The organism is Halomonas sp. ATBC28 (genome assembly GCF_005937175.1).
GTDB classification, from domain to species: Bacteria; Pseudomonadota; Gammaproteobacteria; order Pseudomonadales; family Halomonadaceae; genus Vreelandella; species Vreelandella titanicae.
Map to the genome: position 1 here is coordinate 64819 of NZ_VCQL01000018.1, position 16487 is coordinate 81305.

General features: G+C 56.7%; 13 protein-coding genes. 2 read left to right on the top strand and 11 right to left on the bottom strand.

What is annotated here, in order from left to right; genetic code table 11:
- Positions 1-10: 10 nt before the first annotated feature.
- From E0L35_RS19295 to E0L35_RS19335, 9 genes are all read right to left on the bottom strand, one after another.
- On the bottom strand, positions 11-1030 hold the full coding sequence (locus tag E0L35_RS19295) for an ABC transporter substrate-binding protein (protein ID WP_138801169.1): 1020 nt from the start codon (positions 1028-1030) through the stop codon (positions 11-13).
- Between the two features lie 56 nt (positions 1031-1086).
- Positions 1087-1581, bottom strand: coding sequence for a flavin reductase family protein (locus tag E0L35_RS19300; RefSeq protein ID WP_138801170.1), 495 nt, complete (start codon positions 1579-1581; stop codon positions 1087-1089).
- Between the two features lie 4 nt (positions 1582-1585).
- Entirely contained in the window at positions 1586-3037 is a 1452-nt protein-coding gene (locus tag E0L35_RS19305) for a 4-hydroxyphenylacetate 3-hydroxylase family protein (protein WP_138801171.1), read from the bottom strand.
- Positions 3038-3252: 215 nt separating this feature from the next.
- Entirely contained in the window at positions 3253-5406 is a 2154-nt protein-coding gene (gene katG / locus E0L35_RS19310; RefSeq protein WP_138801172.1) for a catalase/peroxidase HPI, read from the bottom strand.
- A 261-nt stretch (positions 5407-5667) separates the two neighbouring features.
- The gene (locus E0L35_RS19315) at positions 5668-6666 is read right to left on the bottom strand and encodes an aldo/keto reductase (protein WP_138801212.1); all 999 of its coding nucleotides are present in this window, start codon (positions 6664-6666) and stop codon (positions 5668-5670) included.
- Positions 6667-6694: 28 nt separating this feature from the next.
- Positions 6695-8461 (bottom strand): ABC transporter transmembrane domain-containing protein, encoded by a 1767-nt coding sequence (locus tag E0L35_RS19320; RefSeq protein WP_138801173.1) that lies wholly within the window; start codon positions 8459-8461, stop codon positions 6695-6697.
- 180 nt (positions 8462-8641) lie between these two features.
- Positions 8642-9442, bottom strand: coding sequence for a molybdopterin-binding protein (locus E0L35_RS19325; protein WP_138801174.1), 801 nt, complete (start codon positions 9440-9442; stop codon positions 8642-8644).
- Positions 9435-10316 (bottom strand): cytochrome b/b6 domain-containing protein, encoded by an 882-nt coding sequence (locus tag E0L35_RS19330; RefSeq protein ID WP_138801175.1) that lies wholly within the window; start codon positions 10314-10316, stop codon positions 9435-9437. Before E0L35_RS19330 ends, E0L35_RS19325 begins: the two co-directional genes overlap by 8 nt.
- Positions 10317-10381: 65 nt before the next feature.
- On the bottom strand, positions 10382-10702 hold the full coding sequence (locus tag E0L35_RS19335) for a pentapeptide MXKDX repeat protein (protein ID WP_138801176.1): 321 nt from the start codon (positions 10700-10702) through the stop codon (positions 10382-10384).
- Positions 10703-10877: 175 nt separating this feature from the next.
- Here E0L35_RS19335 and E0L35_RS19340 point away from each other — a divergent pair, with 175 nt between their 5' ends.
- The gene (locus E0L35_RS19340) at positions 10878-11603 is read left to right on the top strand and encodes a response regulator transcription factor (protein WP_138801177.1); all 726 of its coding nucleotides are present in this window, start codon (positions 10878-10880) and stop codon (positions 11601-11603) included.
- Positions 11600-13111 (top strand): HAMP domain-containing sensor histidine kinase, encoded by a 1512-nt coding sequence (locus E0L35_RS19345; RefSeq protein WP_171051200.1) that lies wholly within the window; start codon positions 11600-11602, stop codon positions 13109-13111. The genes E0L35_RS19340 and E0L35_RS19345 overlap by 4 nt, the downstream gene beginning before the upstream one ends.
- Before the next feature lie 197 nt (positions 13112-13308).
- Here E0L35_RS19345 and E0L35_RS19350 read toward each other — a convergent pair whose 3' ends face one another.
- Positions 13309-14751 (bottom strand): NAD(P)(+) transhydrogenase (Re/Si-specific) subunit beta, encoded by a 1443-nt coding sequence (locus E0L35_RS19350; RefSeq protein WP_138801179.1) that lies wholly within the window; start codon positions 14749-14751, stop codon positions 13309-13311.
- A gap of 16 nt (positions 14752-14767) precedes the next feature.
- Complete coding sequence (locus tag E0L35_RS19355) at positions 14768-16339, bottom strand: Re/Si-specific NAD(P)(+) transhydrogenase subunit alpha (protein ID WP_138801180.1); 1572 nt, start codon at positions 16337-16339, stop codon at positions 14768-14770.
- Positions 16340-16487 lie beyond the last annotated feature (148 nt).

The window sequence follows — 16487 nt, forward strand, 5'->3', positions numbered from 1 at the left end:
GAGCTACAAATCAGTTCATGATGTTTTCAGTAAACCACTGACGCCATTCACCCATTTTCTCGGCACGTAATTGAGGGTCAACGTTAATGGTCTGATTCCACTCTTCAGGTGTCGCCAGAATGGCTGCTGAATCGGCCAGCTCCGCCGATAGCTCTGCATTATTGACCGTGGGACTGCCATGTTTGATCTCGGCAATGCGGGCCTGTACATCAGGAGACAACGCGATGTTAATGAATTGATAGGCAAGATCCTGATTACTCGAGCCACGAGTAATCGCCATGGTGTCGACACCCAATACGACACCCTCGCTAGGTGTTGCCAGCTCGATATTAACGCCTTCGTTAATCATGTTTTGCGCGTTCATTGAAAGCATCAATTGTACGGGCGTTTCACCCGTCGAAATTAACTGCTGACTATTGGCATCATTGGTATAAAAAGCGCGCAGATTAGGCTTTAAACTCTCAAGCCGCTCAATACCCTCTTGCCAGTTCTCAGCATCAGTCCCTGAGAGCAGCGCTGAAACAGCAATAATGTGGCTGGGGTCAAAATCGGGCAATGCAACAGAGTCTTCAAGTTCAGGACTCCAGAGATCCTCCCAGCTATCAAAACTTACCCCCTCAGGAGTTAAGTCAGGTCGGTAGGCAATGGTGTAACCATAGCCCCAGGCACCAATGTGATAGGGACTGACTCTGGCCTGATCGACCAAATGTTCCGCGTTGGGTAACCGCGTCATATCCAGCTCTTCAAACAAGCCGTCTGTCGCGTAAAGCCATCCCACATGAGAGGTAGTGAAAGTAACGTCGCTCTCAGGCTCACTGGCCAACTTGGCTTTATTAAGACGATCAATTGTGCCACCGGTGGTGTAAACCACCTCAACACCCGTTTCTTCGGTGAATTCTTGGGCAATCGCTTCATCAATTAAATCGCGAAAACTCCCACCCCACGTATCAACCACTAACACATCTTGAGCTATGGCATTTCCAGAACTAACACCAATAACAATGGCAGTGATAAATAATGATTTTTTCATTGTACACCCCAGTTATAGTAACGATTATTGCAATGCTTAAAGCGTTGCCAAGAGAGTTATACAGCGGCTAATGCAGCTGTACGGTGAAAAGCGCGCTCACTGTAAACTAATGGTGATTTAGTATTATTTTCTAAAGCAATAACTTCGCCAATAAGTATTCGGTGAGAGCCAAAATCTTTAAAGTCGACGAGTTCGCAATCAAAACTACAGGTGGCCCCTTGTAATACCGGCGCAGCGCTGTTTAATGTTGTCCACTCTCCCACCGCAAAACGGTTTTCGCGGTATTCAGCTACAGCACCGGCAAAGATATTGGCAATCTGGGCTTGATCATTGGCTAATACATTAACGGCAAAAACACCATGTTCCATAAAGGTTGGCAACGCCCGATTATCCTGATGCACACATAGCACTACAGAAGGCGGCGTCATAGAGAGCGAGCATAAGGAAGACACTGTTAAACCGGCACGCCCTAGAGGCCCATCGGTGGTAATGATCGACACGCCAGAGGCGGTCAAACTCATCGCTTCACGAAATAGCTCAGATGTCATCATGAGGTTAATCGCCTCCAAGTACATTATCGGAAAGGCTTGCCGCTTTACGTACAAAATCTAGCGGCCCCGAGAAATCGAAACTGTTGTAGACCGCCGCGAGATGGCTAAAGTGGGGAGCCTGGGCAAATTGCACAAAGGTAAGCCGGTGCCCGGCGTAATCGGATGTCAGCAAATCACGGGCAAACGCCATCAGTTTGCGGCGGTCTTCCGAGTTCCAGCGATCATTCAGTGAGTAGAACTTATCCAACCACTCCTTGGAGCCTTCGGTATGAAAGCTTGCGGCATTGGGGGTAACACACAGTTGTCCGCCGCAGAGCTCACGAGCAATGTGCATCATCTTAGGCAGCTGTGAACAGGCCAGAACGCGACCGGCATAAAGTAGCGACTGATTAGGCATCAACAGGCCCGCAGGGCTCTTCTCTGCGGTAGCAATAGAGGCTGTCAGGTGAGCATTGATACTTTCGCGGTAACAAACCAGATCGGCCAGTTTTTCCCGCACCGGTTGTAATTTATCCAACCCCGTTTGCATGGCATTCCACATCGCCGTACCGATCATCATATCGGCGACATACCTGAGGCGAAGCACATACGGAAAGGCCGAGTAACGGTGTAGTGTGTTACGGACAAACTGGGCGGATTTGGTATGCCGATAGAAGAAAACGTCTTCCCAGGGAATCAGCACGTTGTCGAAAACAACCAACGCTTCTACCTCGTCAAAGCGGTTAGCTAACGGGTAGTCCAAAGGGTCAGAACGGCCTGCAAAACCGGCTCGACAAATATGTTTGACGCCAGGTGCGCCCATTTTAACGATACAGCCAAGCGCATAGTCCGAAAGTTCTTGCGTACTCCAAGCGCCGACGGTGGGCTTTAGGAAGGCTTGATCAGCGTAGGCTGCGGCTGTCTCGAATTTTGCACCACGAATGATTATTCCCGCATCTGTCTCTTTAACAACCCGCACCATCATATCGGGGTCTTGCTTTTGCGGCGGGAGTGAACGGTCTCCTTTAGGATCAGTGTTTGCCGACACATGGAAGATATCCTGAGTAAAAACCCGCTTAATATGGCGATCAATGTTATCGGCAAAGCGTGGGTCGATTTCGGCCAGCATGTCTCGGCCATCCAGCAATGACCACATCTCGCCGATCGTCTCATCACCGACGCGGGTTGCCACCCCACCGATATCCTTTAGAAAACGATCAGTGGCATCGAGTTTGTCGTACCAGTCCTGTTTTTCGCGGGGAGGGCGATAGAAGATCGAATTTGTCTCTTTCGCTGCTCGATAAGTAAAGGCGTCTTTATGCTCTGGTTCATGCGCCATATCGTACATCCGGGATTTCACATCAATGATAGGCTTGAAAGCAGAATGCTTCGTCACATCCTTGACACGCTCGCCTTCCATCCAGATTTCACGGCCATCCCGGAGCCCTTCTCTATACTCTTCGCCAGTACGGATCATGCTACGTTCCTTCTCAGTGGTGGTTTGAGAAGAGTGTGTCGCTGGCTACTTTGTTTGTAAAAACGCCTTTTCCTTTTTGTTGCATCAGAAATTCTGAGTTAGCTTAAACCCGGCATAAAAGGGCTATTGTTAATTCAAAACACCACTATTATTCGCAAAAAAAACCCGCATCCGAGGATGCGGGGTTCGCTTGCTTTCAATAAATTTCGATATATTTAAGCGACGTCAAAGCGATCCGCGTTCATCACTTTCGTCCAGGCGGCGACGAAGTCTTTGACAAACTTCTCGTCGTTATCATCCTGGGCGTAGACTTCCGCGTAAGAGCGCAGCAGCGAGTTAGATCCGAACACCAGGTCAACACGGGAAGCGGTCCACTTAACAGCGTCGGTTTGACGATCGCGGATCTCATAGGCATTTTTGCCCACCGGCTTCCAAGTGTTGCCCATGTCGGTCAGGTTGACGAAGAAGTCGTTGGTCAGTTGGCCTTCACGGTCGGTGAACACGCCATGCTTGGTGCCACCATAGTTGGTGCCGAGTACACGCATACCGCCAAGTAGCACGACCATTTCCGGCCCTGTCAGTCCCATCAGTTGAGCGCGATCCAGCAACAGCTCTTCCGGCTTCACTACATAGTCTTTCTTCTGCCAATTACGGAAACCGTCAGCCAGCGGCTCTAGCGGCTCAAACGATTCGCCGTCGGTCATCTCGGCAGAAGCATCGCCACGCCCTTTCAGGAAAGGTACGCGAACGTCGTAGCCTGCGGCTTTGGCGGCTTTCTCAATGGCGAAACTACCGGCCAGAACGATCACGTCGGCAAGGCTTGCGCCGGTGTCGGCAGAAATCTTCTCGTAAACTGCTAATACGCTGGCGAGACGCGCAGGCTCGTTGCCTTCCCAGTCTTTCTGAGGCGCTAAACGAATGCGGGCACCGTTGGCGCCGCCACGCATGTCAGAGCCGCGGTAAGTGCGAGCACTGTCCCAGGCGGTGCTGACCATGTCACTGATGCTCAGGCCGGCTTCGGCGATTTTCTGCTTAACCACTTCTTCGCTGTAGTCGGTGCTACCAGCCGGAATAGGATCCTGCCAGATCAGGTCTTCAGCGGGCACTTCCGGGCCGATGTAGCGCGATTTCGGGCCTAGGTCACGGTGGGTCAGTTTGAACCATGCTTTAGCGAACGTTTGCTTGAAGTACTCCGGATCCGCCATGAATTTTTCACAAATGGCGCGGTAGGTCGGATCCATTTTCATGGCCATATCCGCATCGGTCATGATCGGATTGTGGCGAATAGAGGGGTCGCTGGCATCAACCGGCTTGTCCTCTTCCTTAATGTTCACCGGTTCCCACTGGTGAGCGCCTGCTGGGCTCTTACGCAGCTCCCACTCGTAGCCGAACAACAGATCGAAGTAGCCCATATCGAACTGCGTTGGGTTGGTTGTCCAGGCGCCTTCAATGCCAGACGTTACGGCATTACTCGCTTTGCCACCCATGGTTGGGTTGCCCCAGCCCAACCCCTGATTTTCAACGTCCGATGCTTCGGGCTCAGCACTCAGTGCTGCCGCGTCGCCGTTACCGTGGCACTTACCCACGGTGTGGCCACCGGCAGTCAGGGCTGCGGTCTCTTCGTCGTTCATCGCCATACGAGCGAAGGTTTCGCGTATCTGCTGGCCGGTCTTCAGCGGGTCGGGCACACCATTAACACCTTCAGGGTTAACGTAAATAAGACCCATCTGAACCGCAGCTAGCGGATTTTCCATGGTTTCCGGCTTTTCAACGTCCGCGTAGCGCTCGTCGGAAGGTGCCAGCCACTCTTTCTCATCGCCCCAGTAGATATCTTTTTCCGGGTGCCAGATATCCTCGCGACCAAACGAGAAGCCGTAGGCAGGCAGTCCCATTGATTCGTAGGCAACAGTACCGGCTAGAATCATCAGGTCGGCCCAACTGATCTTGTTGCCATACTTTTTCTTGATCGGCCACAGCAGACGGCGCGCTTTATCAAGACTAACGTTATCCGGCCAGGAGTTGAGTGGTGCAAAACGCTGGCTACCGGTACCGCCGCCACCGCGGCCGTCTGCCAGGCGATAAGTACCCGCAGAGTGCCACGCCATACGGATCATTAGACCGCCGTAGTGGCCCCAATCGGCAGGCCACCAGGATTGGCTGTCTGTCATCAGCGTGTGAACGTCTTGCTTCAGCGCGTCAAAATCGAGCTTTCTGACCTCTTCCCGATAGTCAAAATCAGCATCCATCGGGTTCGTTTTGCGGTCATGCTGGTGCAAGATATCCAGGTTAATTCCTTCCGGCCACCAGTCTTTGTTAGACGTGCCCGTGGAGGTATTACCACCATGCATTACAGGACATTTACCACTCATAGCTCTCTCCTTCTAACTTCATTGTGTCTTAACAGCTTTTGTCTTGGTTGCGTTCGTCTTGGGTATGTTGAAAAGAGCGGCTACCAAGTCAACTGACGGTGAGCGCCCTTACGATAGTGCTATCGCTCTGCCTGCTGTGCAGGGGAAGGGCGCTTCACTCACTTGGTACTGTTTTAAAGCAGATCCCTCATAGGCACAATTTGCTTTTAGTGACCGATCTAATAGCTTTTATGCATCGGCAGTCTGCTGGCGCTACAGTGGTTAAAATTCTTCGGTGTCGATATCCGCTTGCTGCGCCTCGCTGTAGCGAGCCCCTGCGACCTGCTCTGGCGTCATCATGGCATCCAACTGCTGCACTGTGGTGACATCGAGGTGCAGAGTTTCCGCGGCTAAATTTTCGCGCATGTGGTCAGCGGAGCGAGTGCCGGGAATGGGGATAATATCGCCGCCTTTGGCTTTCAGCCACGCCAGTGCCAGCTGCCCCGGCGTGACGCTTAAGGCCTGCGCCAGCGACGCAAGGCGTTCAAATAGTTTTACATTATGGGGGTAGTTTTCGGCGCTGAAGCGCGGCATATTACGGCGTATATCGCCCTCTTCGAGACGCGAGGGATCTTGAATGGCACCGGTTAGGAAGCCTCGTCCCAGAGGGCTAAACGCGACCAGGGCTGCTCCCACCTCGCGGCACGCATCGATCAGGGCGATTTCCGGGTTGCGCGTCCACAGCGAGTATTCCGACTGCACCGCGGCAATGGGATATTCGGTGACCGCGCCCCGCAACGTTAGCGCAGAGACTTCAGATAACCCCACGCCACCAATCTTGCCTTCTTCCACCAGGCGCCCCAGCGCACCCACGCTCTCTTCAATGGGGACTTGGCGATCCAAGCGGTGCAGGTAGTAGAGATCTAAATGGTCGGTACGCAGGCGCGCAAGGCTCGCTTCGCACTGTTTTCGCAGGGTTTCCGGGCGGCCATCAATGACCCGCTTGCCTGACTCAGGGTCCATCGCCATGCCGCATTTACTGGCCAGAAAGAGTTGGTGCCGCTTTCCCTCCAGGGCGCGCCCGACCACTTTCTCATTGGCCGTGGCGCCATACAGCGTGGCGGTATCGAAGTGGCGATAGCCCATATCGAAGGCCTCATCCAGCGCCCGTAGGGCTGCGCTTTCCGGCACAATGCTGCCGTAACCGTGGGAGAGATTCATACAGCCCAGACCAATCGAAGGGGCATTTACGGCATTAAGGCGCTGAAAGAAGCTCGACATCGGTATTCCCATCATTAAAAGAATCGTTTTATAACGTTTCACCACCAAACTGCAACGCGGCTAAATGTCGATAGAGCGCGCTGGTGGTGAGCAATTCTGCGTGAGTGCCCGCAGCTACCAGTTTCCCACCCTCAAGCACCAGTAAGCGGTCAGCGGCGATGACAGTCGCCAGCCGATGGGCGATCACGATGCTGGTGCGCCCGACCATCAGCCGATCCAGCGCCTGCTGCACCAGCCGCTCACTCTCCGCATCCAAGGCGCTGGTGGCTTCATCCAACAGCAGTACCGCAGGATTTTTGAGCAGCGCCCGAGCAATAGCGAGCCGCTGACGCTGTCCACCGGAGAGCTGCACCCCACCGGGCCCCAGGGGCGTATCAAAGCCTTGTGGCAGCGCATCGATAAAGTCGAGGGCGCTGGCATCCTGAGCGGCAAGGCGCAATCTATCGATATCAGCCTCGGGGTCTCCGTAGCGAAGATTCTCGGCCACCGAGCCGCTAAACAGCACCGGTTCCTGCGCCACTAACCCCATGGCACTGCGTAAGGCGGCAAGATCTAGCGTACGGACATCCCTATCATCCAAGGTAATGCGCCCCTGGCTGGGGTCATAAAAGCGTAGCAGCAGCGCCAACAGCGTGCTTTTACCTGCCCCGGAAGGCCCCACCACCGCTACTCGTTCTCCCGGCTTGATATGTAGATCAAACCCGTTCAGCGCTGGGGTTTCCCGACCAGGGTAGGTAAAGGTGACGTTCTCCAGGGTAATCTCACCACGCGAAGGGCTTGCCAGGCTCTGCGGATGTGCGGGCGACTGGATAGCGGGCTGGGTATCGAGCAGCTCCAATAAGCGCTCGGCAGCGCCTGCCGCACGCTGTACATCCCCTGCCACCTCGGCCAGGGTGGCAATGGCCCCTGCTGCCAGCACGGCGTAAAAGATAAACGCCGATAGCTCGCCCGCACTCATGGTTCCGTTTAGCACCGCCTGACCGCCCTGCCAGAGCATTAAGCCAACCGCGGTAAACACCACTAGCATAGCGACACCGGTTAACCAAGCGCGCTGCTGAGTGCGCTCTACGGCGCTGCCAAAGGCCTGTTCAACCCGCTGGCCATAGTGGCTTTTATCCACCGCCTCGTGGGTAAATGCCTGGAGCGTTTTAATACCGCTCAGCGCCTCCTCAGCATAGCGACCTAGTTCGGCCACGCGATCCTGACTGGTGCGCGAAAGCCGCCGCACCCGGCGGCCGTACCACACGATGGGCAGCAGAGTGGCGGGGATGCCTATCAGCACCATTGCCGAGAGCCACGGTTGAGTGACCAGCATTAGCACCACGGCGCCCACCAGCATGACCAGATTACGCAGCGCCAGCGATACCGAGGAGCCAAACAGGCTCTGCAGTACGCTGGTGTCCGCCGTCAGCCGTGAGGCAATTTCCCCCGCGGCGCGGCCGTCGCTTGCGCTCTCGAAAAAGCTGGGTTCTAAAGTGAGTAAATGATCAAACACTCGCTGGCGAAGGTCGGCAGCCAGGCGCTCGCCAATCCAGGTCACTTGGTAGTAGCGCAGTGCGGAGGCAAACGCCAGCACGGCCACTACCACCAGCATCAGAGCCAGTGTTTGCGCTAGCGCCTGCGCATCCGCGTCCAGAAAACCGCGGTCGATGATTAAGCGCAGCCCATTACCCAGCAGTAGCACGCTTCCCGATGCCATGAGTAGCGCTAGGCCAGCCAGAGCCAACCGCGTGCGGTAGGGGCGCAGTAGACCCAACAAACGCAGCAGCACTCGGGGATTGGGGCGTTGATTCATAGTAGCGATTGCTCAACACATAAGGGGGTATTCGACCATAGCAGGAGTAGCAGTGCCCTGCACAGAATCGAGTCGGCCCAGCCGTCGAGCGGAAGTATCGGGACGTCAGACAACAGATAGCATGTTAAAGATTGTACGACGAGCCGAAAGTGAAGCCCTCACGCGCTCGGTAGTCATCGCCTAGATGCCCGCCCACCAGTCATAGCCCCTATCCTCCCAATATCCTCCCTTGCCGCCGTGGAGCTGTTTGAAGCTTTCCACCAGTTCGACGCGCATCACGTACTTGGCCTGCTTGTAACCCAACTGACGCTCGGCGCGCAGACGGATCGGCGCCCCATTGGCCACCGGTAGCGGTTCGCCGTTGAGATCGTAGGCAAGCAGCGTCTGCGGATGATACGCCTCGATCATGTCGAGGCTCTCGTAATACAGATCCGACCCACCGTAGGTGTGATCTGCACAGTGAAAAACCACGAAGCGCGCGGTATCTGCCGGACGCACCCGATCAAGCAGATCCGCCAGAGGAACGCCGGTCCACTGCCCGATACAGCTCCAACCCTCGACGCAATCGTGACGAGTGATCTGGGTTCGTGAAGCCATCTCCCGAAGCGCCGGCAACGACAGCGTCATCGGCTCTTCGACCAGCCCGTCGATGGTCAGACGCCAGTCGGCGAATCCATTCTCGACCCAGGCACGATAGTAATCCTCCTGCGGGTTGGTAGTGCCATTGGGACGAAACACCGGCGCGATCTGACTCTCGTCGAACTCCTTGGCGAGTGCCTGGCGCGAGGCGATCAGACGCTGGGCCTTGTAAGAGAGTTGCTCGACGTTACTCAGCGCCGCGCGCACGGGCGCGCTTTCCGACAGTCGATCGCAACCGGTGAGGAAGGTGCCAGCCCCCAACGCGCACAGGCCACCCAGTAGCCGCCGTCGAGCGCGGTCAGGCGCTGGTGATGTCGAGTGTCTGGTGTTCGAGTCAGTCATGCCTCGGCTCCGATCCGTCATGCGCTTCTACCTGGATGCGGTAGCGACCGCTTACCATCGAGCGCAGGTTGTTGAAAACGCCGGATACCAGCACCAGCGCGATGTGCACGATGAAAAAGCCAATGAGGGCCGTTGCACAGAGAAAATGAAAGGTGCGAGCACTCTGTCGTCCGCCGAAAAGTTCGGTGAGCCACGGCCAGGCGGCGTTGACACTGGGTGCCATAGTCAGCCCCGACAGAATCATTACTGGCAGCAACCCGAACAGCACCAGAAGATAGGTCAGCTTCTGGATACCGTTGTAGTCAGCTTCGTGATGAAAACGCAGCCGCGCATGATCAAGTAGCGTCCGCGGAATGTTCTTCAACTGCACCCACGTTGGAAACAGCGCCCGTCGTCGTTGGGGCACCAGCAGGATATAGAGCAGATACGCGACAACCAGCGGCACGAAGATCCACGCAGCCAAAAAATGCCAGTTGCGCCCCATCGTCAGCCACTTGTCCCCCGGCAGCGTCGCCCAGCGGGGGAAGGCCCGTTCGCGTAGCTGGCCGTTGTCATCGGAAAGCCCCAGTACACCGGTGGTGTCGAACGCCTGCCCAGCGATGCGAACCACGCCCATGCGCTCACCATCTTCGGCGGTGCGCGCATGTATCGCGATGAAAGGGTTGGCGAAATCGGATTGCTCCCCCCAATAAAGCGCGGGGTGTGCATTGAATATCTGCAAACCGCTCATCAGCAACACGATCAGGCAGACGAGATTCGTCCAATGCCACAGACGAGTCGCCAACGTATGTCGTTTGATCACTCGTGTGGCCGGCGCACCGGGCACATTACCGGTCGAGTCACTATCGATCGTAGCTTTGACAGACTCAGACATGATATTGACCTCGAAACGAAAGCGTCCGGCAAACCAGACAGCGCCTGGCTGCCGGACCGCAACTTTTAGTTGGCATGCTCCATGGAGTCGCTGCTCATTTCGTCATGGCTCATGCTATCGTCGTGACTCATGCCATCGTCGTGACTCATGCCATCGTCGTGACTCATGCCATCGTCGTGGCTCATACCATCGTCGTGACTCATGCCATCGTCATGACTCATGCCATCGTCATGACTCATGCCATCGTCGTGGCTCATGCCGTCCTGACTCATCGAGTCCTGGGACATATTGTCGGTCCGGGCACTGGCGAGCGTAGTGAAGGCAAGGCCGCCGCTCAGCAGTACAGCACTCAAGGCGAGTAGATATTTGGGTGTCGTGCGGGTCATGATTCTCTCCTGATTTATCTAGGCAAACCGTGTCCGGTCCGACACGGCTTGCCCAAGATAAACAGGAAATTCACCTCAATCATCACGGAATCATAACGTTCGGTGATAACGTTTCCGTGATGATTGACGAGGTACACTGGGCTAGGATTCACAGCTCACTTAAAGGAGAACCGATATGTCGTGCCCGATACTTTGCGTCGAGGACGATCCCGATATCGGCCGGCTATTAACGAGCATTCTCGTACAGGCGGGCCATCAGCCGACCTGGGTTTCGACCGGGGAAGAAGCCTTGCATCGATGGCGGAATGCCTCGCTCGTCGTTCTTGATCTGATGCTACCGGGCATCGACGGTCTCGCCGTGTGTCGAGACATTCGCACTCACGACGCCACCATTCCGATCATCATGCTGACGGCACTCGCCGGAACGCGGGACGTGGTCGTCGGTCTGGAAATCGGTGCCGACGACTACATCACCAAGCCATTCGACACCGACATCCTATTGGCGAGAATCCAAGCGCTTCTGCGTCGTCGAAAGGCGATGGAGGAGCGTACGTCGTCGACGCTTATGAAGATAAAGGCGCTGGAGATCGACATCGACGGTTACAGCGTCAAATTCGACGGAAACATGATTCAACTCACGACCCGGGAGTTCGCCCTACTGGTGTTCTTTGCCCGCCACCCTGGTAAGGGATTTTCCCGCAGCGAGTTGCTCGATGCCGTATGGGGCCCGGAATTCGACGGCTTTGATCACACCGTCAATACGCACATCAATCGGTTGCGCAGCAAGATTGAGCCAGACCCGGCGCGGCCCGAGTACATTCTCACCGTATGGGGCACCGGTTATCGGTTCACCGACGCCACCGTCGCCCCGGCATCAGTCTCCGACGAGAACGCCCCATGAGCCTCGGCCAATCGTTGCGCAGAACCTACCGCAGCCTGTTCGCGCGCATCGTGTTCGTCTATCTGGTGAGCATGATCGCACTCTCCACCACGACCACGCTGGTGGCGGTCGATCAGTTCAACCAGTTGGGACGCGAATGGCTGCAGCGCAATGAGATCGACATGGCCCATCACCTGACCCGCGTACTGCAGGATTCGCTCGACGACGGCGTCTACGCCCCCTCGACTCTAGCGGCCGTAGAGCAGGTCATGACCATCAATCCGGCGCTTTCGCTCTACGCGCTCGACACTGACGGCACGGTGGTTGGCGCTTACGCCCCCGACCGCTGTGGACTTGGCCGCCGGATCGACCGGGGTGCTATCGACGAACTGCTTTCCGACATGCCCATGCTGCCGGTCTACGCAGACATGCCCTGCCGGGGCGACGAGGGCGTTTTTTCGGTTGCCCCGATCACCTATGGCCCACAGCAGCAATCGGGCTATCTGATGGTGCAACTGGAGGCCAACACAGACGTCTCGATGGCCAACATCTGGCAAACGAGCAGCATCTCGCGCACGCTGCTCATCGCAGGCTGCGTGGCGTTGGCATTGACGCTGGCGGTGGGGCTGGCCCTCTTCGCTTTTCTGACGCGACGCTTTTCCCGGCTGACCCGCACCGTCCAACACTTTGCCGAGGGCGATTACCGGCAGCGCAGTCCCGAGTCGATCGACGACGAAATCGGCCGGGTCGGGCGTGCCTTCAACGACATGGCGGCCACCATCGAAGCCCAGGTCGAGGCGCTGCACGATACCGACCGCCAGCGTCGGGAACTCATCGCCAACCTGTCCCACGAATTCCGCACGCCGATGACCTCCCTGTTGGGCTATGCCAAGCAGTTGGATCGCAGGCCTCTCGACGATGAAACACGCAGCGGTCTGGACGCCATTCGCGCCAACGTGGAACGACTGGCACAGCTGGCCGACCAGCTCTCGCAGATGTCTCGCGCCAATATCGCTGGTCGACCGCTATGCCCAAGCACGTTCTCCTTCGCCGAACTGGCCAACGACATTCTGGGTAAATTTCACCCTCGCGCGCTGGAGAAAGGCATCGAGCTTCGTGTGGAAAACCAGGCGGCGATAGCCGAGGTCTCCGCCGACATCGAACTGATCGATCACGCGCTGACCAATATGGTCGACAATGCCATCACCGCCACCAACACCGGCGGCACGGTCTCGATCCGGATTCTCGAGTTCGACGATACCCGGCTCAAGATCGGGGTCAGAGATACCGGTGTCGGCATCCCCGAAAAAGAAATCCCCCTCATCTCACAGCGCTTCTATCGCACCACGGTTGGACGTGAGCGGGGTGAAGGCACCGGGCTGGGACTCGCTATCGTCTCCGAAGTGCTGAAGCGCCACGAGTCCCAACTCGTCATCGAGAGCAAACCGGGAAAAGGCACCTGTATCTGGTTCACGCTGCCGAAGACGATACTCGATGAGAGAGCAATCCGCCCTCGCCGCCTGGGCTGACGAGTAGGCACTCATCTCGCCCGCTATGCGGTTAATACGCTGGAGGAAACGCGACATGGACGCTGAACTGATCGGCATCGATCCATGGGCAGTCGCGCAACTAAAAAGCCCGCGATTGCTCGCGGGCTCAGTACTTAATGGCTCTTAGTAACCTAGCGTCTAGCTAAGTTGCATGGGTAGCTAAAAGTTGCAAAGGCCTAATCAATCAGCGGCAGCAGTGTATTCAGGCTATCCCGAGCATCACCATAAAACATCCGCGTGTTCTCTTTGAAGAACAGCGGGTTCTCGATACCGGAGTAGCCGGTGCCCTGGCCCCGTTTGCTGACGAACACCTGTTTGGCCTCCCACACCTTCAACACCGGCATACCGGCGATGGGGCTGTTGGGGTCTTCTTCGGCCGCAGGGTTCACGATGTCGTTGGAACCAATCACGATCACCACGTCGGTGGTGGCGAAATCATCATTGATCTCATCCATTTCCAGCACGATATCGTAAGGCACCTTGGCTTCCGCCAGCAGTACGTTCATATGCCCTGGCAAGCGGCCCGCGACCGGGTGAATACCAAAGCGCACGGTCTTGCCCGAAGCACGCAGCTTGCGTACCAAATCGCTCACCGCTGTTTGTGCCTGGGCCACCGCCATACCGTAACCTGGCACGATAATCACGCTATCGGCATCGTTCAGCGCACTTGCCACGCCGCCGGCATCAATGGCCACCTGCTCGCCTTCGATCTCCGCCGCGGGCCCTTGGCTACCGCCAAAGCCGCCCAAGATCACGTTAACGAAGTTACGGTTCATCGCCTTACACATGATGTAAGAGAGGATCGCACCGGATGACCCCACCAGCGCACCGGTGACAATCAGCAGATCGTTGGAGAGCGTGAAGCCGATCGCTGCCGCCGCCCAGCCGGAGTAGCTGTTGAGCATCGAGACCACCACGGGCATATCGGCGCCGCCGATGCCCATGATCAGGTGGTAACCGATAAAGAACGACAGCGCTGCGAGCACGATCAATGTCCAGAAGCCCGCACCGTTGAGGTACAAAATGGCTAACAGCAGTGACAGCACCGCCGCTCCGGCGTTAAGCATATGCCCACCGGGCAGTTGGCGCGGTTTGCCATCCACTTTACCGGCCAGCTTACCGAACGCCACCACCGAACCAGTAAAGGTGACTGCGCCGATAAAGATAGCGAACAAGACTTCAATCTGTAGAAAAGTAAGCTCGTCAGGCGCCTTGGTGGCGACCAACGCGGCAAACGCAGAAAATTCCTGCATAACGCCATCGGCTGCTTGTGCCGCCAGTACCCGGCGGCGCTCTAAATCCGCGCTCCAGGCCACAAACACCGCGGCCAAGCCAACAAAGCTGTGCAGCGCTGCCACGAGCTGCGGCATTTCGGTCATCTCGACCTTGCCCGCCACGTAGACACCGATACCGGCACCAATGACCATCATCGGGATCAGCCACCAGTAGCCACCGATACCCGGCCCTAAGGAGGTGAAGAACACCGCCAGCGCCATGCCCACAATGCCGTACCACACGGCCCGCTTGGCTTTCTCCTGGTTACTCAAGCCGCCCAGCGACAGAATAAACAGTACGCTTGCCGCGATCGCCGCGGCAGATACGAATCCTTGACCTAACATATCGTCTCTCCGCCGCTTAGGATTTTTGGAACATGGCCAGCATCCGGCGTGTCACCAGGAAGCCACCCACGATATTGATTGACGCGATAAGCACCGAGATTGATGCCAGCACGCCCACAATGGCGCTGCCGGAGCCAATCTGCAGAATCGCCCCCAGAATAATGATGCCCGAAATCGCGTTAGTCACCGCCATCAGCGGTGTATGCAGCGAGTGACTGACGTTCCAGATCACCTGGAAGCCGATAAAGCAGGCCAGCACAAAGACAATAAAGTGCTGCATAAACGACACCGGAGCCACTTGCCCCAACAGCAGCATCAGCGCGCCACCGACGGCCAACAGGCCCACCTGGCGCTTGGTTTGTGCTTTGAAGGTAGCAAGCTCGGCGGCTTTTTTCTCCTCCGCTGTGGGCTCTTTCTCTTTCTTCTTCGGCTTGGCAGCCGCAATCGCTTTGACTTTGGGCGGCGGTGGCGGGAAAGTTATTTCACCCTCGTGAGTCACCGTGGCGCCACGGATCACATCGTCTTCCATATTGTGATTGATCACCCCGTCTTTTTCGGGAGTTAGATCGGTCAGCATATGGCGAATATTGGTGGCGTAAAGTAGCGATGCTTGGGTGGCCATGCGCGAAGGGAAGTCGGTATAGCCGACCACCACAACGCCGTTATCCGATACCACGCGCTCATCGGGCTTGGTCAGGTCGCAGTTGCCGCCCTTCTCAGCCGCCAAATCGATAACCACCGACCCCGGCTTCATGGCCGCAACCATGTCTTCCAGCCACAGCTTGGGCGCGGGACGACCAGGAATTAGCGCGGTGGTAATCACGATATCCACATCCGGCGCCTGCTCGCGGAAGCACTCAAGCTGCTTCTCGCGGAACTCTGGGCTTGAGGGCGAGGCGTAGCCGCCGCTTTCAGAACCATCCTGGCTCTCGTCAAAATCGAGGAACAGGAACTCAGCGCCCATGGACTCGATCTGTTCAGAGACCTCGGGGCGTACGTCAAAGGCGCGCACCACGGCGCCGAGGCTGGTGGCGGTGCCGATCGCCGCCAAGCCCGCCACGCCTGCACCGATCACCAGCACCTTGGCAGGCGGTACTTTACCTGCAGCGGTAACTTGGCCAGTAAAGAAGCGGCCAAAATTGTTGCCCGCTTCAATCACCGCCCGGTAACCGGCGATATTGGCCATGGAGGAGAGTGCGTCCATCTTCTGCGCCCGGGAGATACGCGGCACCATATCCATGGCAATCACGGTGGCGCCCTGAGCCTTACACTTCTCCAGCAGCGCTTCGTTTTGCGCTGGCCAGAAGAAGGCAATCAGGGTTTGGCCTTTGCGCAGCCGCTCAGCCTCTTCATCTGAGGGCTCGCGGACTTTAATGACCACCTCGGCGTCGTTCCAGAGCGCATCCGCTCCTTCCACCACGGTAACGCCCGCCTCACGATAAGTGTCGTCATTAAAGCCCGCCGCCAGGCCTGCGCCGCTCTCTACCAAGCACTCGTGGCCCAGCTTCTGGATCTGCTTGGCGCTCTCGGGGGTTAGCGCAACACGCGCTTCCCCCCGGGCACTCTCTTTCGGTGCACCTATTTTCACTCGCGTTCTCCTTTGTTTTTTTCTGCTGCTGTTACCTTCCTACAGCGCCGCCACATAGCGGTTGGGCACTGCCCATTTTCGACCTTCGTCATAACGACTGTTAGCAGTCTAGGATCTAACGGGGCGGCTGCCAGATACTATTCAACCT